Source organism: Sphingorhabdus sp., assembly GCF_029865925.1.
GTDB lineage: Bacteria > Pseudomonadota > Alphaproteobacteria > Sphingomonadales > Sphingomonadaceae > Sphingorhabdus_B.
On the sequence record NZ_JARXAI010000094.1, the window covers coordinates 1 to 17,662 of the forward strand.

Sequence of the window (17,662 nt, forward strand, 5' to 3'; positions counted from 1 at the left end):
CGGAATAGCTGTGTCTGCGCCTTCAGTTGCTGGTCATTAAGGGCCGCAATCTGGGTTTCGAGCGCGTTAATCTGATCGACGATCTTCATGATTGATTTGACGTAACGGTCGTTCGACGACCCGAATATGGCTTTAGCAAATCCGCCGAGCATGGATAATTCCTTTGAAATATGTGGGAGACGCGCACGTTTGGCGCGCGGTAGGTAGCTATGAAACGCACCCCAAAGGGCTCAGAAAGTCTAGCCTAAGATGATATCGTGCCGGTCAACCGGCGTATCTGACTTCACGGTAGTCAGGTTCGTTTTACCAACGGCGGGTGCAAGTGACGCCCGCGCCTTCGCGGTCTCACGGACCACGGGTTCGCAAGCGGCAACAGTTTCCTGCGCAGCCGCAGCAACATAAGCCTGCGCAACTGCTGAACCCACCGATGCTGACGCAGAAGATACCGGACGCGCTGCCTCTGCAGCGGAAAATCCGCTCATCATTGCCAGTAAATATATCAGTAAACGCATATGTAGCCTATTTATGTGCCAGACGCATATAGGAGGGCAAAGCCTATCCGTCTATCCCGAAGCGACGTGTTTTGGGTGCATTGTCGGTTGCGCCAAAAGCGGCCAACAGATAAACGACATGCTAAACCCACACGCGATCGCCTTATATTTATAATTATTACAAGGTTTCAAATACTTGTCTACAATTTCTCCACTATCAGTTCCCTTTCCGATCATGCCCGATATCGCCGGCGCAACGCCGCGCGTTGCACGCGCTGGGTATAAGGATTGGGACCGTTGCGACCTAACCTATGTCGTTTTGGATGAAGGAACGACCGTGGCCGGCGTGACTACACAGAATCTGTGCTGCTCGGCCGAGGTTGAACTGTGCCGCGCGCATCTGCCGCATGGCCGCGCACGGGCATTGGTCGTCAATGCAGGCAACAGCAATGCCTTCACGGGGCAGCGTGGCAAAGATACTGTCGATGCGATTACTGCACAGGTCGCTGCGCAAATAAACTGCGAAGAGACGGAAATATTCGTGTCTTCAACCGGTGTGATTGGCGTCCCCCTGCCCGTCGACAAAGCGCAGGCCGGGCTTCGCGCTGCGTTTGATGCTGCACCGTGCAGTTGGGAAGACGTGACGCATGGCATTGGAACCACAGACACCTTTGCCAAAGGCGCCACAGCCAGCGCTATGGTCGAGGGTCGTAAGATCCAGATTGTAGGTATTATCAAAGGTTCGGGCATGATTGCACCCGATATGGCTACGATGCTGGGCTATATCTTCACCGACGCCGCAATTGATGCTGCGTTTCTACAACATCTCTTGTCTGCGGCCAATCAATCAAGTTTCAGCTGCATCACCGTAGACAGTGACACCTCAACTAGCGATACGGTGCTCGCATTTGCAACAGGCAAGGCAGCCAATAAGCGGTTGACCTCGTTTGATGACGTTGGAGCCGACGCCTTTGCGGCTGCGTTGAGTGATATCTGCCACCAATTGGCACATCTGGTGGTACGCGATGGTGAAGGCGCGCAGAAGTTTATCGAAATCCAGATATCTGGTGCCGCCAGCGACGAAAGCGCACGGCGCATCGGCTTGAAGATTGCCAATTCACCCTTAGTAAAAACCGCGATTGCGGGCGAAGATGCCAATTGGGGCCGTGTCGTAATGGCTGTGGGCAAAGCGGGCGAGCCAGCAAACCGCGACACGCTTTCCATCCGCTTTGGTTCGACCTTAGTCGCGCACAACGGACTTGCCGTTGCCGATTATGATGAAGCGCCCGTAGCGCGTCATTTACAGCAAAAGGAAATCGAAATCGGCGTTGATCTCGGCCTTGGGTCTGGAAACGCCACAGTGTGGACATGTGACCTGACCCACGGTTATATTAGCATCAACGCCGATTATCGCAGTTAGTATGCGCGATTAAAGCGCAGCTTCGAGCCAGCTTTTCAACTGCGCCTTGGGCGCTGCACCGACTTTGGTGTCGGCAATTTCACCGCCCTTGAACAGGATCATCGTTGGAATACCGCGCACGCCATATTTGGCAGGCGTATCGGGATGATCGTCAATGTTCAGCTTCACGATCTCGACCTGACCGGCCAACTCTTCGCTGATTTCTTCAAGGCTTGGGCCAATCATCTTGCATGGGCCGCACCATTCGGCCCAAAAATCGACCAATACAGGCTTGCCGGATGCCAGCACGGTTGCGGCGAAATCATTATCACCTACGGATTTTGTAGCCATGTTAATCTCCATTGTTGCTCCCCATGTATTCTTGCCGCCTTGGGCTGACAAGGACCATACGCAATAGTTTTGCTTAACCCGTCAGGAGGCGGGGTAATAAGGTGCCAAAATAGCGTCGGAAAGCGTAATGAAACGCGGTGCATGTGTGAACAGCAGGGACACCTCCACCCGCGTTCCTGGAAAAATTGCCTGTAATGCCGCGCTGTAATGCGCCATTTGTCGCAAATGTGGGACCGGAACGCCGGTTTCATCTCTTGGCACCTGACGACCCGTCTTAAAGTCAATGGCACGCACCAGCCCTGGTTCGACAATCAGCCTATCAATCCGTCCGTTAATGACGGTCTCACCCACAACGGCGACTAGGGGAATTTCGGCACGCGCAGAAGAACCGAAAAACGCCTCCAATTGGGCATCATTCAATATTGTGCGAACCTCGGCGATGATCTGCGCTGGATCAATATCATAATCAGGCGTCTGCGCTTTCAACCACTGCTCGGCCTTTTGCAGCGATGCATGATCGGTAATACGTACCAGCAACGCATGAATCAATTTCCCCCGCGTTGCCGCCTTGCGCATTGCGGAGGTCGTTGGCGCATCGCCATAATCGTCATCATCTAGCTGCGAGGGGACCAAGGGACGCGGCGGCCGTTGCTCCGCTGGCGCCTGTGCAAAGAGCCACTGCGGTGTGCTCAAGGGTGTTTCAGCCCGCGCAGTCGCGTTGGCACCGCTGTCTGGAGCCGCCAAAGAAACCCCTTGTAGCCCGACATGACGCATCACGCGGCCCCAGCGCGCGTCATCTTCCCAATCGCAGCCGAGCGCGACCATCCCTTTTTGCAGGAGCGTACACCAGCTTTCGGACGGCGGTTCGCTCTTGCGGCTAATGCCAAGCGATCCGGTCATAATCAGCCGCTCTTCGGCGCGCGTGATCGCGACATAGAGCAAGCGTTTATGTTCCTGCAGCTCGCGGGTCTTTTGCATGTCCATGATACCTTGCAACCGCCCGGACTGCTCGGCTTTGCGAATGGGCAATAATGGCGTGCGATGCCCCTCATCCATCAACAGCTCAACCGATTGGTCCGGCTTCTTGGTCGGGTCTGACGTTATATCCGCCAAAATGACGACAGGTGCCTGTAAGCCCTTTGCACCATGGACGGTCATGATCCTGACCTCCTTGCTGCTGCTGCTGTTACCTTCGCGTTTGATTTCCGTGTCGCCGCGGTCAAACCAAGCGATGAATTTCTGCAAGCCGCCACCGTGCTGCTGTTCAAACTGCAAGGCAGCGTTCAACATTTCCTCGATTGGGACCAGCACCTCGCTGCCCAAACGCGCCGTGAATTTGCGCCGCGCGCCGATTGGCCCGGATAAAATCTGTTCAAGGAAATGATAGACGGTCGTGAAATCGGCCATAGCGAGCATATCGCGCAGTGGAGTCATTTGCTCGGTAAGCTCGGGCCGGTCACGAATATGTTGCCACAAGCTGGCCTTGCGGTCGCCGACATAGCCATATTGGAGGAGGGTTTCCTGCGACCAACCAATGATGGGGGACACAAGTATACAGGCCAGACTGAAATCATCATTGGGCTGGAGCACAAATTTGATCGCCGCCAGCAGATCCTGCACCACCAAAGGCTGCAGCAAACGCAGCCTGTCGATACCCGCGACGGGCACTTTACGCTCATGCAATTGCGCAACCAGCATCGATGCCATCTCGCCCCGGCTGCGCAAAAGGAACATGATATCGCCGGGTTCAAGGGGGCGGCCTTTGCTCACTAGCCACGGTTTTGCGTCAATTAGCGCTTTGACATGATCCGCAAGCTTTTCGGCAAGCGCACGTTTTTCGTCGCTGAACCAATCCTCTTCCTCGTCCGCCGAAGCCCCGTCATCCTGCAAATTTGGTTTTGCACAAATGGGCTCAAAAAGCTCGACAATGCCAATCTGCGGCTTCTCGCTATAATGCTCCGCGATGTCCCCGCTGACACCGAAACTTTCAGGGCCAGCCTCTTCAATGACAGCATTGACGAAATCAAGGATTGGCGCTGTGGACCGAAAACTCTGCGAAAGGGTAAGCCGCTTCAGCTCAGATCCAGATGCGCCGATACGCTCTGCGAAATACACACCTGCAGCTTCATAGCGTTCGGGCGCGGTACCTTGAAACCCGAAGATGGCTTGCTTAAAATCCCCCACGGAGAAAAGGGTGCGGGTCTTGTCGGGGTGCACGCCCATGCCGCTGTAAAAATCGTCACTGAGCGCGCTGATTATGTCCCATTGGGCCGCGTTTGTATCCTGTGCTTCATCCACAAGAATATGATCAATCTGCCGATCCAGCTTAAACCGCACCCAATTCGCCATTTGGCTATGCTTCAGCAAGGCTGCGGCGCGCCTTATCATATCGTCAAAATCGACCGCGCCAAGGGACTGCTTGGCTTTGCCATATTGCGCAGAAAAATCCTTACCCACCAACAAAGCCCGCGCGAGCCTGTCGGCATATTGTGCCCGCGCGACTTCGCCTATGAGCTGGTTCGTCCATTCGAACATCGTACCCGCCAGCAAGGCATAGGCGTCATTCATCGGGGTATGGCCCTTGGAAGATGTCTGGGGCTCTCCCTTTCCGGTTGACCAACAACTGTGGAGTTCATTTAATTGTATCGCACGTTCGGCGGGCGGGCGCGATAGCCAGTCCTGCAAGACCGCTGCGCGCTTGCCGCCTCGGCTGTCGGCTTTGTTATCACACCACAACAGATTCTCATCGATAATCGCTTGCAGCGTGGCATGCGGAATATGTTCGTCGGCAAATGCAGCCTCCAAAATCTCCTCAACGGACCCTGTAAAGCTGACGTCCGCCAAACGGCGCGCCCAGACCATAGCGCCTGCATCATCAGGGATTGAAGCCATCACATCGGGCACGACTGCCGTCCGGTGCAAGAATCGCAGGGCCCCCTCCTCTCCCATGTTCAGGCTGAGTTCCTGCAAACTGTCGATTATCTTGGTATCGCCGCGTTCCTCCGCATCCAGGACCAAGTTTGCGAGTGCCACGTCGAGCAATTCCCTTTGCTCACGGCCTTCAACCGGTTTGAATCCAGGCACCAATCCCGCTTCTTCGGGAAAGCTGCCGAGCAGAGATTGGCAGAAGCTATGGATGGTCAATATCTGCAAACCGCCGCCGGGTGCGTCCAGTACTTTTGCAAACAGTTGCCGCGCCTTTTTGCGAGCCTCGGGACCAGCCTCTGCGCCAATAGCCTCAAGATCATGGAACAGAATTTTGTCGTCCAATTGGACCCATGACGCCAACAACTGATTGATCCGGTCCGCCATTTCGGAGGCACCGGCCTTTGTGAACGTAATGCACAATAGGTTTTCTGGTTCGACATCATTTTCCAACAACAACCGGATGACGCGGGCGGTCAGCACCTGCGTTTTTCCTGTCCCTGCCGATGCGCTCAGCCAGATATTGTCGTGCGGAACGACGGCGCTTCTTTGTGCTGATATGAGCGGGTGGAGAGTTTTGGCTGCATTGCTCATGTCGCATCCTCGACAATCGCCTGACGGCCATTCCATTCCTGCAAACGCATCAATTGGTCATAGTCGCCATATAGCGCAAATTCCGGATGCAGCTTGGCGGTGAAGGGCGTATTGCCCAATATCCAATTGCTAATCGCGACCTCAGCTTGCGCCACCGCGAAAGCAATGAAGTCTTCCCGTTTAGGCTTTTTGTCTGCAGGACGTGTGCTTGTGGGTATCGCGATAGAACCAAAATTCTTGGCTTTGTTTTTGGCCAAGCTCCAATATTCAAAATGGCTCGCCGCGCCCGAAACGCCTTTAATGGCCAATTCCTCTGCCATATAACCGATCAGGCCCAATTGTAGTGCGAAGCCGGCGTTGATCTGCTTAGTCGATGGCGGCATGCCGGTTTTATAGTCGATGATAACAAGGTCACCGTCTGCAGCCCGGTCAATCCGGTCCACGCGGCCCCTAACGACAATGCCTTTGATGTTGACGGTACCGGGCTGCTCGGCAACCGAAACCACGCGTCCTTCTTCAGTCATCAACCGCTTCGTTTCATCCGCCACCCAGCGCAGACCAGCGGCGATACGCGGCTGCCACAATGCGCGCAGCAACGGATCGGTCGCTTCCTGTGCCAACAAGTCGTCCGCACGCTTCGCGAGCATGTCGACCGCGCAAGCATCCTGTGTGAACCATTTTTCCAATATGTCGTGCACAAGGCTTCCGCGCCACGCATAGCCTGGCTCGGCATCAACCTTTTCCAGCACAGGAAGACCAAGAATGCGCTTAGCGTAAAAGGAATATGGATCGGACTTCAACTGGTCGAAATCGGTAACGGACAAGGACACCAAACGTTGTTCCGCATCTGGCATAGGCACAGGCCGCGTAGCGAAGGGCACCGACTCCGCGGGCCGATCAAGCGCATTTGCCCATAACAAAAGCGCCTCATCCGCCTCAAGCGTTTCCGCCGTCAGCGCCTTAATCCGCAGCAAAAAGCGCGAAGCAACGGTTGGCCCGCCACGACCACGCCGAGCGCGGGTCAGCAGCACCTCTTGTGCGCCCAAGGCCATGGCAAGATCGTGCGCCGACAGGCCGATGTTCCGGTCCAACGTCGGCAATTTCAAATGCCGCCGGATCGCGGGCGCCAACCATGGATCAGGCTGCGCAATTTGGGGCCATGTACCCTCGTTCAGGCCAGAGCAAATGACCAAGTCCGCTTGCTGTAGACGCGCTTCGATCAATCCGTATATCGCCACGCGGGGGTGTCCACCATAAGGTGGACGAACGACAGCACTGGAGAAAATCTCCTTAAATGTCGCGACTAGGCCTGTGGCCTCCACGCGGCCAAGGATGGTAAGATCGCCGAGCGTCACCTCCTCCCAAATGCGTGCCAATTCACGGCCGCTCGCGCCGCGCCAGATGGCGCCATCGGTCAAGCTTGTCGCTACATCGCGAAGCGTTGCCAGGACATCATCAAACGGCCTGCTATCCGCCCGTTCCAGTGGCGCCAACAGCATCGCGACTTCTGACCACCAAGCCATAAGCTTTTCATTCGGCTTTCGCGCAGCCTGCAACCGTGTCGTGATCGCCGACAGACCACGGCCATTCGGCGTGCCGCGTACGGTAAGATCAAGCTCCCGCACATGGTCCAACCACGCAAGCCGTTCGGCACCTGCAAAAGCCAACGGATGCTTGGCTATTGCCAATATCGTTGATGCGGAGAAGCTGCTTGAAATCGCGTCGACCAACGCCAGCGCAAGCGTGCCCGGCGGAGTTTGCAGCAAAGGTATGCCCGCACTATCGTCGACCTGTATGCCCCATCTGCGCAACTGCCCGGCAACGCGGACCGCCAATTCACGGTCTGGGGTGATGAGGGCGGTGCGCTTTTGTGTAACCTCCAGCGCGCCTCGGATACGCACCGCAATCGCCTTTGCCTCTTGCGCAATATCCTCTGTTTCTAACCACTTCGCATGCGGCAAGGTTTTGCGAAACGCAGGCAGGCCCTGCCATTGGACACTATGTTCCGGTAGGCGAAATATCTCCGAAATCACCGCGCCTTTTAGCTCCGGCTGGGCTGTCGGCAGGACATCAATCTCGCTGCGGTCTATGCCCATCAGTTCAAGCAAATGTTTCAAGTGAAACTGTGGATGCACTTCAACATTGCGACGGCGGCCAAAGCCTTGCGCGTCATCGGTCGAGGGCGACAGGTCATCCCAGCGTTCGTCGGACAAGGCAAGGTCGACACCCGGCAAGATGACGTACCCGTTCGGCATCAGCGCCACCCGGCGCAGTACACGCGCCACGGCTTTGGCGGATGTGTTTATGCCAACCGCTATGATCGGGCTTTCAACCATATTTTCCGCAAGTCGCCGTTCCAGGGCTGCAAGCAAATGGTTCCGACGTTCAGCTGGCCCCATGAGTTTGCGCGCGGTCAACGCCGCATGATATGCAGGCAAAATCTGTAAAAGCCGACCATAAGCGCTTTGCCAATGGCCCGCCAAGTCTGCGTCGATCGCGATGTCCTGTATCTGGGTAAAATCGACCAGATCAACCTCAAGCTCGTCAATCAAGTCCGCCAATTTACGTGCCAACCGCAATACTTCTGCAGGTGAAAGCGCTGCATCGCGGGGTTTATTGTTATTGACGAGCCTCGCCAAAAGCATCAGCCGATCAAAAGAACCAATGGCTGGCCAAATCTCGATGTCGGTGTCGATAGGGTCAAGCATTGGCCCCAAGGCTTCGTCCAATTGCATGTCACCAACAGCGACCATCCGCGGCAGAAGCATGCCCGGTGCTGCCTGCCGAACAAACGCCTCGGTCATCGCCTTGATCGCGCGGTTATTAGGCAGCAGCAATATGTTGTTGCTGATCGTCAGCGGATCAGCGCCCGCCGACTGCAATACCCACTGCGCAGTTACATCGCACAGGTCGTTGCCCAACGGGACATTGAACACATGAACCCGCGGGGCAGAGGCATTATCCCCCATTATGTTCCGCCAGCCGAGCTTCTGTGGCGGCAATTGCGGCTGGGTAGCCGACGTCAAACCACAACCCTTCGTGCACTATGCCCATGCAACGGCCCTCGACTATCGCGCGGTCCCAGAAAAGGTTCGTTGAAAAGACCTCCGCTGGTGGATCAACGATCAACCGCTTGGAAAGTATCTGAATGCCTGTCCACACGTACTTCGCTGGCAAGTCTCCTTGACGACGCGACAACTGCCCATTCGCGTCCATGTTGAAGTCGCCAACACCTTGGCTATTGTAAGCGACCTCCAGCGGGACGAGAAGCATGAGGACATCCATGTGGTCATCATCCCATGCCGCCATCAGCCGCGAAATCCCATTCTCGCCTGCATTGGTCCACCAATTGTCGGCGTTGACGCACAGGAACGGATCATCCGTAATGATAGGCAGCGCGTGAACCAACCCGCCGCCTGTATCGCGCAGCAAATCCCGCTCGTCCGATAGGCGCAGGTCGAGGTCGGATGCAGACGCGGCCAGATGCCGCTCCACCTGCTCGGCGAGGTAATGCACATTGACGACAATTTTGCCGATGCCCGCATCGCGCAGATGGTCAAGTACATGATCGAGCAAGGCAATCCCGCCAACCTCGATTAATGGCTTTGGACGGTCGGCAGTCAGCGGCATCATCCGCGTGCCCTTGCCTGCCGCCATGATCATTGCTGTATCGACATGCTTACCCATCGATATGCAATTCCGTGGGCATGGCGTTGCGCATTTCAACTGGAATATGTGTGTCGAACCAGTGTTTCACTAGCGCAAGATCAGGATGGGCCAAGTCACGCTCAAGCAAGTCCCACATGCGCGGTAGGAAGGACAAATACCGTTCCTTGCCGTCGCGTTTCCACAAACGCGTGAAGATGCCGATAATCTTTGTATTCCGTTGCGCACCCAATAACGCATAATGCGCATCAAAGTCAGCGTCCGGCTCGGCCGTTTCGTGATAATATGCGCGCATCTCTGCCTCAAGCGCTGGCGGCACGTCGCGCCGCGCGTCTTGCAGCAATGACACCAAATCATAAGCCGGGTGACCAACCAAAGCATCCTGAAAATCGATCATGCCTTGCTGTCCGTCATCCAGCAGCATGATATTTTCGGCGTGATAGTCCCGCAAAACAGTCACTTTCTGATAATCGGACAGCGGTGCCAAGGCTTGCGCCCACATGCGGTCAAATTCACCGCTATCAAAATCAAGGCCCATGGCGGGCATGTACCACTCGGACAGTAGCTGCACTTCGCGCATATAGGTCGCCATGTCATAGGGCTGTGTCTGTACAGGAGGCGTTGCCGAGAGCCGCACAATAGCGTCGATCGCGGCGCGGTATACCGCAACCTCATCTTCGGGATGCGCGTCCAAATGCTCACGCATCCGACGGTCACCAAAATCCTCCAATAACACAAAACCGCGTGTTAGGTCGGTTGCAAAGATTTCAGGCGCGCGGAACTGATACCCGTTAAGATATTGCGCAATATGGATGAAGGGACGCGGGTCTTCGTGCGGTGGCGGCGCATCCATCAAAATCGCTTTACCGCGCGTCGCACTGGCAATGCGGAAATAGCGACGGAAGGACGCGTCACCGGCAACAGGAGCCACTCGCGCAGCGGCCCATCCATGCGATTCCAGAAAATCGTTCAAGCCAGCGGGCGGAATCATATCAATTACGGGTGTCATTTTTGTCCATTTTCAAAGTCAAAATTCGGGTCCCATCCGCTTGCGGCCATATGTCGATGGTGTGGCTTGGCACCACATAAGCAGGTCCGAAGCGTTCGGCCCATTCGACCAATGTAATACGATCAGTGCGTTCATCCGCCAGCCCCAGTTCGTCCAGTTCGTCGGCGTTGTCCAATCGATACAAATCGACATGGGCGACGGCAATAGAAACCTCTGGTGACTCATAGCTATGAACTATCGCATAAGACGGGCTAGTAACTTCACCTTCAAACCCCAGACCCGCAAGGATGCCAGCGCACAATACGGTTTTTCCGGCCCCAAGTGGGCCGTTGATCGCCACCCAATCTGATCGTTGTAACTCCTGCGCAAGCTTTTGACCAAATGCGCGCATGTCTGCGTCGGTAGCGATAATCATTTTTGGGGTAATGCCATAATAATTGTGGTTCCCTTCCCTGCCTCGGAATGCAGGTGGAAAGTACCGCCGTGCGGGCGCAGTTTCCAACAGGCGGGCTAGACGCGTTGTCTGGCGCAGCATCTTGTTCGACTTGCTGCGCATGGATAGCCCAATCCAAATGGCGACAGTCGCTCCTACAAGCCAAAGCGCCATCAAAATCCCTATCAGTGCAATTGGCAGGCCAGTGCCTGTCATGGTCATGCGCCCTTTACGTTGCCGCCAATATGCTAATGCCCAAATGCTTGGCCCACGCAACGAAAAAAGCCCGCCACGTTTCCGCAGCAGGCTTATTCACGTCACAACCCTTCGGGTTATCAATAGCGATAATGGTCTGGCTTGAACGGGCCTTCGGTTGACACCCCAATATATCCTGCCTGCTTGTCGGTCAGTTTGGTGAGCTTAACGCCCAGTTTTTCAAGGTGTAATGTCGCAACTTTCTCATCGAGATGCTTTGGCAAAACGTAAACTTGGTTTTTGTAATTTTCACCGTTCGTCCAAAGCTCAATTTGCGCCAGCACTTGGTTGGTGAAGCTTGCCGACATGACAAAGCTTGGATGACCGGTCGCACAACCCAGGTTCACCAAACGTCCCTTGGCAAGGACTATGATCTGCTTTCCGTCCGGAAATTCAACCAGATCGGTTCCAGGCTTAACCTCGTCCCATTTGTAGTTGGACAAAGCAGAGATTTGAATTTCGCTGTCGAAATGACCAATGTTACACACGATGCTCATTGGCTTCATATTCATCATATGCTCGGCGGTTATGACGTCTGCGTTGCCAGTGGCGGTGCAGAAAATATCCGCGCGCCGCACTGCCTCTTCCATTGTTACCACTTCAAAGCCTTCCATCACAGCCTGCAATGCGCAGATCGGATCGACTTCAGTGACCATGACGCGTGCGCCGCCATTACGGAGCGACTGGGCTGAACCCTTGCCAACGTCGCCAAAGCCAGCAACGCAAGCTACCTTTCCGGCGAGCATGACGTCAGTAGCGCGACGAATGGCGTCGACGAGCGATTCCTTGCAGCCATAAAGATTGTCGAACTTTGATTTGGTCACGCTGTCGTTGACGTTGATCGCAGGAAAAGGCAACTCGCCCTTCTTCGCGATATCGTACAAGCGATGGACACCCGTTGTGGTCTCTTCCGAAACGCCCTTGAGGTTCTTCACCGTCTCAGTAAGATAGCCTGGCTTCTTGGAGACAAACGCCTTCAACGCTCGCTGAAATTCAACTTCTTCTTCATTCTCTGGATCGCCAAAGGTTTCGCCGCGTTCAAGCTTTGCGCCCCACAAGGCGAACATGGTGGCATCACCGCCATCATCGAGGATAATATTCGCTGTCGTGTCGTCACCCCAATCAAAGATGCGACCGACATAATCCCAGTAATCGGCAAGGCTTTCACCCTTTATGGCAAACACAGGAATGTCGCTTGCTGCTATGGCTGCCGCGGCATGGTTTTGCGTCGAGAAAATGTTGCACGTTGCCCAGCGGACGTCAGCGCCAAGCGCCGTCAAAGTCTCGATGAGAACAGCCGTTTGAATTGTCATGTGCAGCGAACCAACGATCCGCGCCCCCTTCAGCGGCTGTGACGCACCAAATTCTTCGCGCAATGCCATAAGGCCCGGCATTTCGGTTTCTGCAATATTGATTTCTTTACGGCCAAAATCGGCCTCGCCGATATCGGCAATTACATAATCGTTGAAAGCCACAGGCTTATTCTCCGGGAGGTTTTAGACTGCCCCGCCCATAACTGTGGATTACATCAAAATCAAATATAAAGATTTCTTTATATGGCTCGGTATATGAGTACCATTGCCAGCGACATATGACCCGGGCGCTTCAGAGTTATCATTGGTCTTAAAAATTGTGGCAGCCAGCGACGCCTACTTGACTTGGCAAAGCGGGTCCCGGATATGGATTCCATACCTCTATTAAAGGAAAGAGCGCATGAGCATTTCTGTTGGCGACAAAATCCCGGACGTTAAACTGGTGAAGGCAACCGACCAAGGCCCGCAGCCCATTCAATCAGCCGAATATTTCGCAGGGCGTCGCATAGCGTTGTTCTCGGTCCCCGGCGCCTTCACGCCAACATGTTCAGCGCGCCATCTTCCCGGCTTCGTTGAGAAATCCGATGAACTTTCTTCAAAAGGCATAGATGAAATAGCCTGCACCGCAGTGAATGACGCCTTTGTGCTGGGTGCATGGAACAAGTCGGGCGGGTCGGACGCGATCACTATGCTTGCAGATGGCAATGGCGACTTTGCTGCGGCGCTGGGGCTGGAAATGGACGGAAGCGCATATGGCATGGGCAAACGCGGCCAGCGTTTCTCGCTCGTCGTGAACGATGGCGTAGTGGAACACGTCAATGTCGAAGCGCCAGGCGATTTCAATGTAAGCTCGGCAGAATATATGCTCGGCCAACTCTGATAGCACATTAAACCTACCGCGTTGGTACATGAACGGGAGGGGCAACCCTCCCTTTTTTGTTGCCAAAATCGAAAAATTCGGTGAAGCTTTGCTATGCCCAGCCAACAAACACAAAACATCATTAATCAATTAGTTACCGAATATGAATCTTCGGTAAAACGGCTCCAATCCGCGCTTGCAGCTTATTTGAAGGACAAAACCGTTCCGTCGGCGGACCGACGCGCGAATAATGATTTTTGTTACCCGGAACTCGTAATCACTTACGCTGGCAAGACGCGCGTGAGCAAATCCAACCTTGCATTTGGCAAGCTGGAGAAGATCGGCACGTTCCGCACAACCTTCACCAAACCCGACCTTTTCGCGGAATATATTGGTGAACAGCTTGATTTGTTGGTCGAACAATATGAACTCGACATATCCGTCGGCCGCAGCACCCAGGAAATTCCCTTCCCCTATGTGATGGATGGGTCAGCCGACCTTGAGCTTAGCACCATTAGCCCGAATGAATTGGCGCGTTATTTCCCGACAACTGAGCTAGCAGACATTGGCGACGAGATTGCCGATGGCCTTTTGCGGGTAAGGGGCAATAGCAGTTCCCCGCTCGCGCTCTTCGACGGATTACGTACGGACTTCTCTCTCGCCCGACTTCGCCATTACACAGGTGCGCCTGCCGAACATGTTCAGCACTATATCCTGTTCACCAACTATCACCGTTATGTCGACGAATTCGTCAGTTGGGCCTGCAATCAAGTCGGCAACGGCGGCTATACCGCTTTATCGGGTGCTGGCGGGCTATATGTCGACAAACCAACAGACAATGCCGCGCAGCTTGTCGCCGACAGCACTTGGCGCAGACACCAGATGCCCGCATACCATCTTATCGCACCGGATCGTTCGGGGATCACCCTGGTCAACATCGGCGTTGGCCCATCTAATGCAAAAACCATTTGCGACCATCTAGCGGTATTGCGGCCCGAAGCTTGGTTAATGATTGGCCATTGCGGCGGGCTTCGTGAGACCCAGCGCATTGGCGATTATGTTCTTGCGCATGCCTATTTGCGCGACGACCATATACTGGACGATGTTCTGCCGCCGGAAATTCCCATCCCGCCCATCGCCGAAGTGCAGCAAGCATTGGCGAGCGCTGCAGAATATGTTTCGGGCACCAGCGGTGCAGACCTGAAACGGCGCATGCGAACCGGGACCGTTGTAACCACCGACGACCGAAACTGGGAGTTGCGTTATTCCGCGTCCGCGCTGCGCTTCTCACAAAGCCGTGCCATTGCTATCGACATGGAGTCAGCGACCATTGCAGCGCAAGGCTATCGTTTTCGCGTGCCATATGGCACGTTGTTATGTGTTTCGGACAAACCTTTGCACGGCGAGATTAAGCTGCCAGGACAGGCAAACAGGTTTTACGAAGAGGCAATTGCAGCGCATTTACAAATCGGCATTCAAACCTGCGAGTTGCTGCGCGAGGCTGGAAATAGCCTACACAGCCGCAAGTTGCGCGCATTCAACGAGCCGCCTTTTAGATAAGCGCGTAGGAACGAAACCCACGCCAAACGATTATTGTGAGTGATTACAACCAAGGAGGAACCCCTATGCAGAAAAAGCCCAAAGAAACCCGAACATTCGACAAGGTTTTGAACAAACTGCGGAGCATCGCAAACGGCCTTACCGGGGGTGCGCGTTCAGCGGCTGATTCCGCGTCCACCACCGCCAAATCAGCTGTGGAAACTGCATCAAATGCTGCTGCTAGCGCTGGCGCAGCGATAAAGGAAAATCCTCGCAAAACCGCTGCCGTAGCGGGCGCAGTAATCGCAACCGCGGCTGCCGCTGTGGCCGGCAAAAAAGTTTATGACCGCAAAGCCGCCAGCAGCGCAAAACCGGCAGCGAAGAAACCGGCGGCTAAAAAGCCCGCTGCGAAGAAGCCTGCAACAAAGATGGTTGCGAAACCTGCTGCTGCACCTGCCACACCAGCAAAGCCTGCAACGCGCGCAAAACCAGCTGTAAAAAAAGCTACGCCGGCCAAACCAGCGCCTAAAACAACCGCCTAACTTAGCGGATATACACGGCCCCGCTCAATACAGGCGGGTCCGTGTTAGCTACCAGCCCTTTTTCGCGCCCTTATTTTGCGTCTTCAGCCATTTCATCAGTGGCGCAAAATATTCGAGCATTGGCTTACCCGACATGTCACGTGTCCCCGTAAACGCCTGCAGCGCATCTGGCCAAGGCTTGGATGCCCCCATTTCAAGCATTGCATTCAGCCGCGTTCCTACTTCCTTGTTGCCGTAGAACGAGCAGCGGTGAAGTGGCCCTTTCCATCCAGAGATATCGCATGCCGCCTTGTAAAACTGGAACTGCAATATGCGTGCAAGGAAATAACGGGTGTAGGGTGTGTTGCCGGGGATGTGATATTTCGCTCCAGCATCAAAACGGTCGGCTGCACGCGTAACTGGCGGAACAATGCCCTGGAATTGTAAGCGTAAGTCGGTCCAGCCATTGTTGTAATTTGCTGGCATGATGGAACCGTTAAAAACGCCCCAGCGCCATTTGTCGATCAGTAAGCCAAATGGCAGGAACGCCACCTTGTCCATGGCTTGACGCAGCAAAAGACCATTGTCCTTATCAGCACCCGGAACCTTCGTAGGGTCAAGTAGTCCGATCTGAACAAGATAATTTGGCGTAATCGACAATGCGATGGCGTCACCAATCGCCTCATGAAAACCGTCATTCGCACCGTTTAGATACAGATAGGGCTGTTTATTGTAGGCGCGCTGATAATAATTGTGACCAAGCTCATGATGAATAGTCACGAAGTCGTCTGTGTTGACCTTGATGCACATTTTGATGCGAAGGTCTTCCACATTGTCGATGTTCCAAGCCGATGCGTGGCAGACCACTTCACGGTCCGTTGGCTTGACAAACTGCGCACGGTCCCAAAAAGTTTTTGGCAATGGGGCAAAGCCGAGCGACGAAAAGAAGCTCTCGCCGACCTTCACCATATCTTTTTCCGCCTTGCCGCGGCTTGCAGTGAAATCTGCTACTTCCGTTTGCTTATACCCCTTCGTCACCAAAAGCGCACCAATGTCATACCCGATGTCGCCGGCACCTGGCGGAGCAACAACATCATAGATATTGCCCCATTCCTGCGCCCACATATTGCCCAGTAAATCGGCGCGGATTGGCCCTGTTTTGGATTGGACCGCATCGCCATATTTCTCGTTCAACTGCGTGCGGACATAGGTGTGCAGCTCATCGTACAGCGGCTTTACCTCAAGCCACAATTTGTCGGTCAAATTGGCAAAGTCATCTGCGGGCATGTCATATCCCGACCGCCACATCGCGCCGACATCGGCATAGCCAAGTTCGGTCGCGCCCTTATTGGCGATTTCTACCATCCGGGCATAATCTGGCCCCATGGGCGCACCGACATTGTCGTGCCAGCTGACCCACATTTCTTTCAGTTCATCGGGATTGCGGTTAGATCCCATCTCCGCCTCGATATCCGAACCGTTGATTTCCTTGCCACGCAACGTGCCGCGTCCCTTGCCATAAGAAGACTGCAATTTGGTCGAGATGGTCGCAAGTTCCGCTGCTGCCCCGGGCGTTGTTGGTGCTGGCAAAACAATGCCACCACGCAGAATGTCCAGCTTGCGCTTTGTGTCATAGGAGAGCCCTGGCAGCGCCTGATATCTGGCAGCCTCAAGCGCATAGCCAACGGCTTTTTCCGTGCCGATTTCACCGTAGCGTGCGGCGATGGCATCGGTGTCATCCGTCAAATAGGTAGCGTTAATCCAAGCGACGCGGCCACCTTCGACAGAGAAATCAAATAAGTCCTTTTCGGCGCGAGCAACAAACGCATCGGCGTCAGAAACCGTCGGCGCTGCGGCCACATTGGCAGCGTCCTGAGCGATGGCGGCAGTTGGTACAGATAGCGAAGCGCATGCCAAAGCAGCAATAGATACAAGAATTTTCATATTTGGTTCCTGACAAACAATATGGTTCGTTGGTGAAACTTCCGGCCTGCCCCGTCAAGCGACGTGACGCGCCATTCGTCTAATGCCGAGCGCGACCAGCAAACCAAAAAACGTCACCAAAAATAATATCATTTTTATAGGCCGCATCTTTGCTGCAATGTTTGCCAGCAGATCAACCCCACCGGTGCCTGCAGCTTGAACCAGCTGGCTTATGGTTTCGGTAAAATCAGAGATTGCAAAAACAATGGCGGCAATCATGACGACTTTGCCAAGCCGCGCGAGCATTGCGCGCGATGACGCTGCGAACATCCGTCCGCCGGCAAACGCACCCCACGCATAAACGCCGATAAAAATGAGGTCCAA

The 17,662-nt window shown here is 54.6% G+C and carries 14 protein-coding genes; 4 read left to right on the plus strand and 10 right to left on the minus strand.

Annotated elements, in window-relative coordinates:
- Positions 1 to 239: 239 nt before the first annotated feature.
- Positions 240 to 512 (minus strand): hypothetical protein, encoded by a 273-nt coding sequence (locus QE270_RS09755; RefSeq protein ID WP_300038730.1) that lies wholly within the window; start codon positions 510 to 512, stop codon positions 240 to 242.
- A gap of 214 nt (positions 513 to 726) precedes the next feature.
- Here QE270_RS09755 and argJ point away from each other — a divergent pair, with 214 nt between their 5' ends.
- Entirely contained in the window at positions 727 to 1,911 is a 1,185-nt protein-coding gene (gene argJ / locus QE270_RS09760) for a bifunctional glutamate N-acetyltransferase/amino-acid acetyltransferase ArgJ (protein ID WP_300038733.1), read from the plus strand.
- A 9-nt stretch (positions 1,912 to 1,920) separates the two neighbouring features.
- Here argJ and trxA read toward each other — a convergent pair whose 3' ends face one another.
- From trxA to ahcY, 7 genes are all read right to left on the minus strand, one after another.
- Positions 1,921 to 2,241 (minus strand): thioredoxin, encoded by a 321-nt coding sequence (gene trxA, locus QE270_RS09765; protein WP_300038735.1) that lies wholly within the window; start codon positions 2,239 to 2,241, stop codon positions 1,921 to 1,923.
- Between the two features lie 81 nt (positions 2,242 to 2,322).
- A complete protein-coding gene (gene addA / locus QE270_RS09770) occupies positions 2,323 to 5,760 on the minus strand; it encodes a double-strand break repair helicase AddA (RefSeq protein WP_300038738.1) in 3,438 nt (1,145 codons plus the stop codon).
- Positions 5,757 to 8,729: a double-strand break repair protein AddB gene (gene addB, locus QE270_RS09775; protein ID WP_300038741.1), complete on the minus strand. Its 2,973-nt coding sequence runs from the start codon at positions 8,727 to 8,729 to the stop codon at positions 5,757 to 5,759. Before addB ends, addA begins: the two co-directional genes overlap by 4 nt.
- Complete coding sequence (locus tag QE270_RS09780; protein WP_300038745.1) at positions 8,719 to 9,447, minus strand: nucleotidyltransferase family protein; 729 nt, start codon at positions 9,445 to 9,447, stop codon at positions 8,719 to 8,721. The genes addB and QE270_RS09780 overlap by 11 nt, the downstream gene beginning before the upstream one ends.
- Positions 9,440 to 10,417 carry a phosphotransferase gene (locus QE270_RS09785; protein WP_300038748.1) on the minus strand — a complete coding sequence of 326 codons (978 nt, stop codon included), beginning with the start codon at positions 10,415 to 10,417 and terminating at the stop codon, positions 9,440 to 9,442. The genes QE270_RS09780 and QE270_RS09785 overlap by 8 nt, the downstream gene beginning before the upstream one ends.
- Position 10,418: 1 nt before the next feature.
- On the minus strand, positions 10,419 to 11,090 hold the full coding sequence (tsaE, locus tag QE270_RS09790; protein WP_300038750.1) for a tRNA (adenosine(37)-N6)-threonylcarbamoyltransferase complex ATPase subunit type 1 TsaE: 672 nt from the start codon (positions 11,088 to 11,090) through the stop codon (positions 10,419 to 10,421).
- Between the two features lie 113 nt (positions 11,091 to 11,203).
- A complete protein-coding gene (gene ahcY, locus QE270_RS09795) occupies positions 11,204 to 12,598 on the minus strand; it encodes an adenosylhomocysteinase (protein ID WP_300038753.1) in 1,395 nt (464 codons plus the stop codon).
- Positions 12,599 to 12,836: 238 nt separating this feature from the next.
- On the opposite strand from ahcY, the gene QE270_RS09800 reads away from it, so the two are divergent.
- The 3 genes from QE270_RS09800 to QE270_RS09810 all read left to right on the plus strand — a co-directional run bounded on the left by QE270_RS09800 (position 12,837) and on the right by QE270_RS09810 (position 15,376).
- A complete protein-coding gene (locus tag QE270_RS09800) occupies positions 12,837 to 13,316 on the plus strand; it encodes a peroxiredoxin (RefSeq protein ID WP_300038756.1) in 480 nt (159 codons plus the stop codon).
- Positions 13,317 to 13,409: 93 nt separating this feature from the next.
- A complete protein-coding gene (locus QE270_RS09805; protein ID WP_300038759.1) occupies positions 13,410 to 14,855 on the plus strand; it encodes an AMP nucleosidase in 1,446 nt (481 codons plus the stop codon).
- A gap of 65 nt (positions 14,856 to 14,920) precedes the next feature.
- Positions 14,921 to 15,376 carry a hypothetical protein gene (locus tag QE270_RS09810; protein WP_300038762.1) on the plus strand — a complete coding sequence of 152 codons (456 nt, stop codon included), beginning with the start codon at positions 14,921 to 14,923 and terminating at the stop codon, positions 15,374 to 15,376.
- Positions 15,377 to 15,424: 48 nt separating this feature from the next.
- Here QE270_RS09810 and QE270_RS09815 read toward each other — a convergent pair whose 3' ends face one another.
- Positions 15,425 to 17,299, minus strand: a complete 1,875-nt coding sequence (locus QE270_RS09815) for a M2 family metallopeptidase (RefSeq protein WP_300038765.1) — start codon at positions 17,297 to 17,299, stop codon at positions 15,425 to 15,427.
- Positions 17,300 to 17,353: 54 nt separating this feature from the next.
- Positions 17,354 to 17,662: hypothetical protein (locus QE270_RS09820; protein WP_300038768.1), on the minus strand; the 309-nt coding region annotated here is incomplete at its 5' end.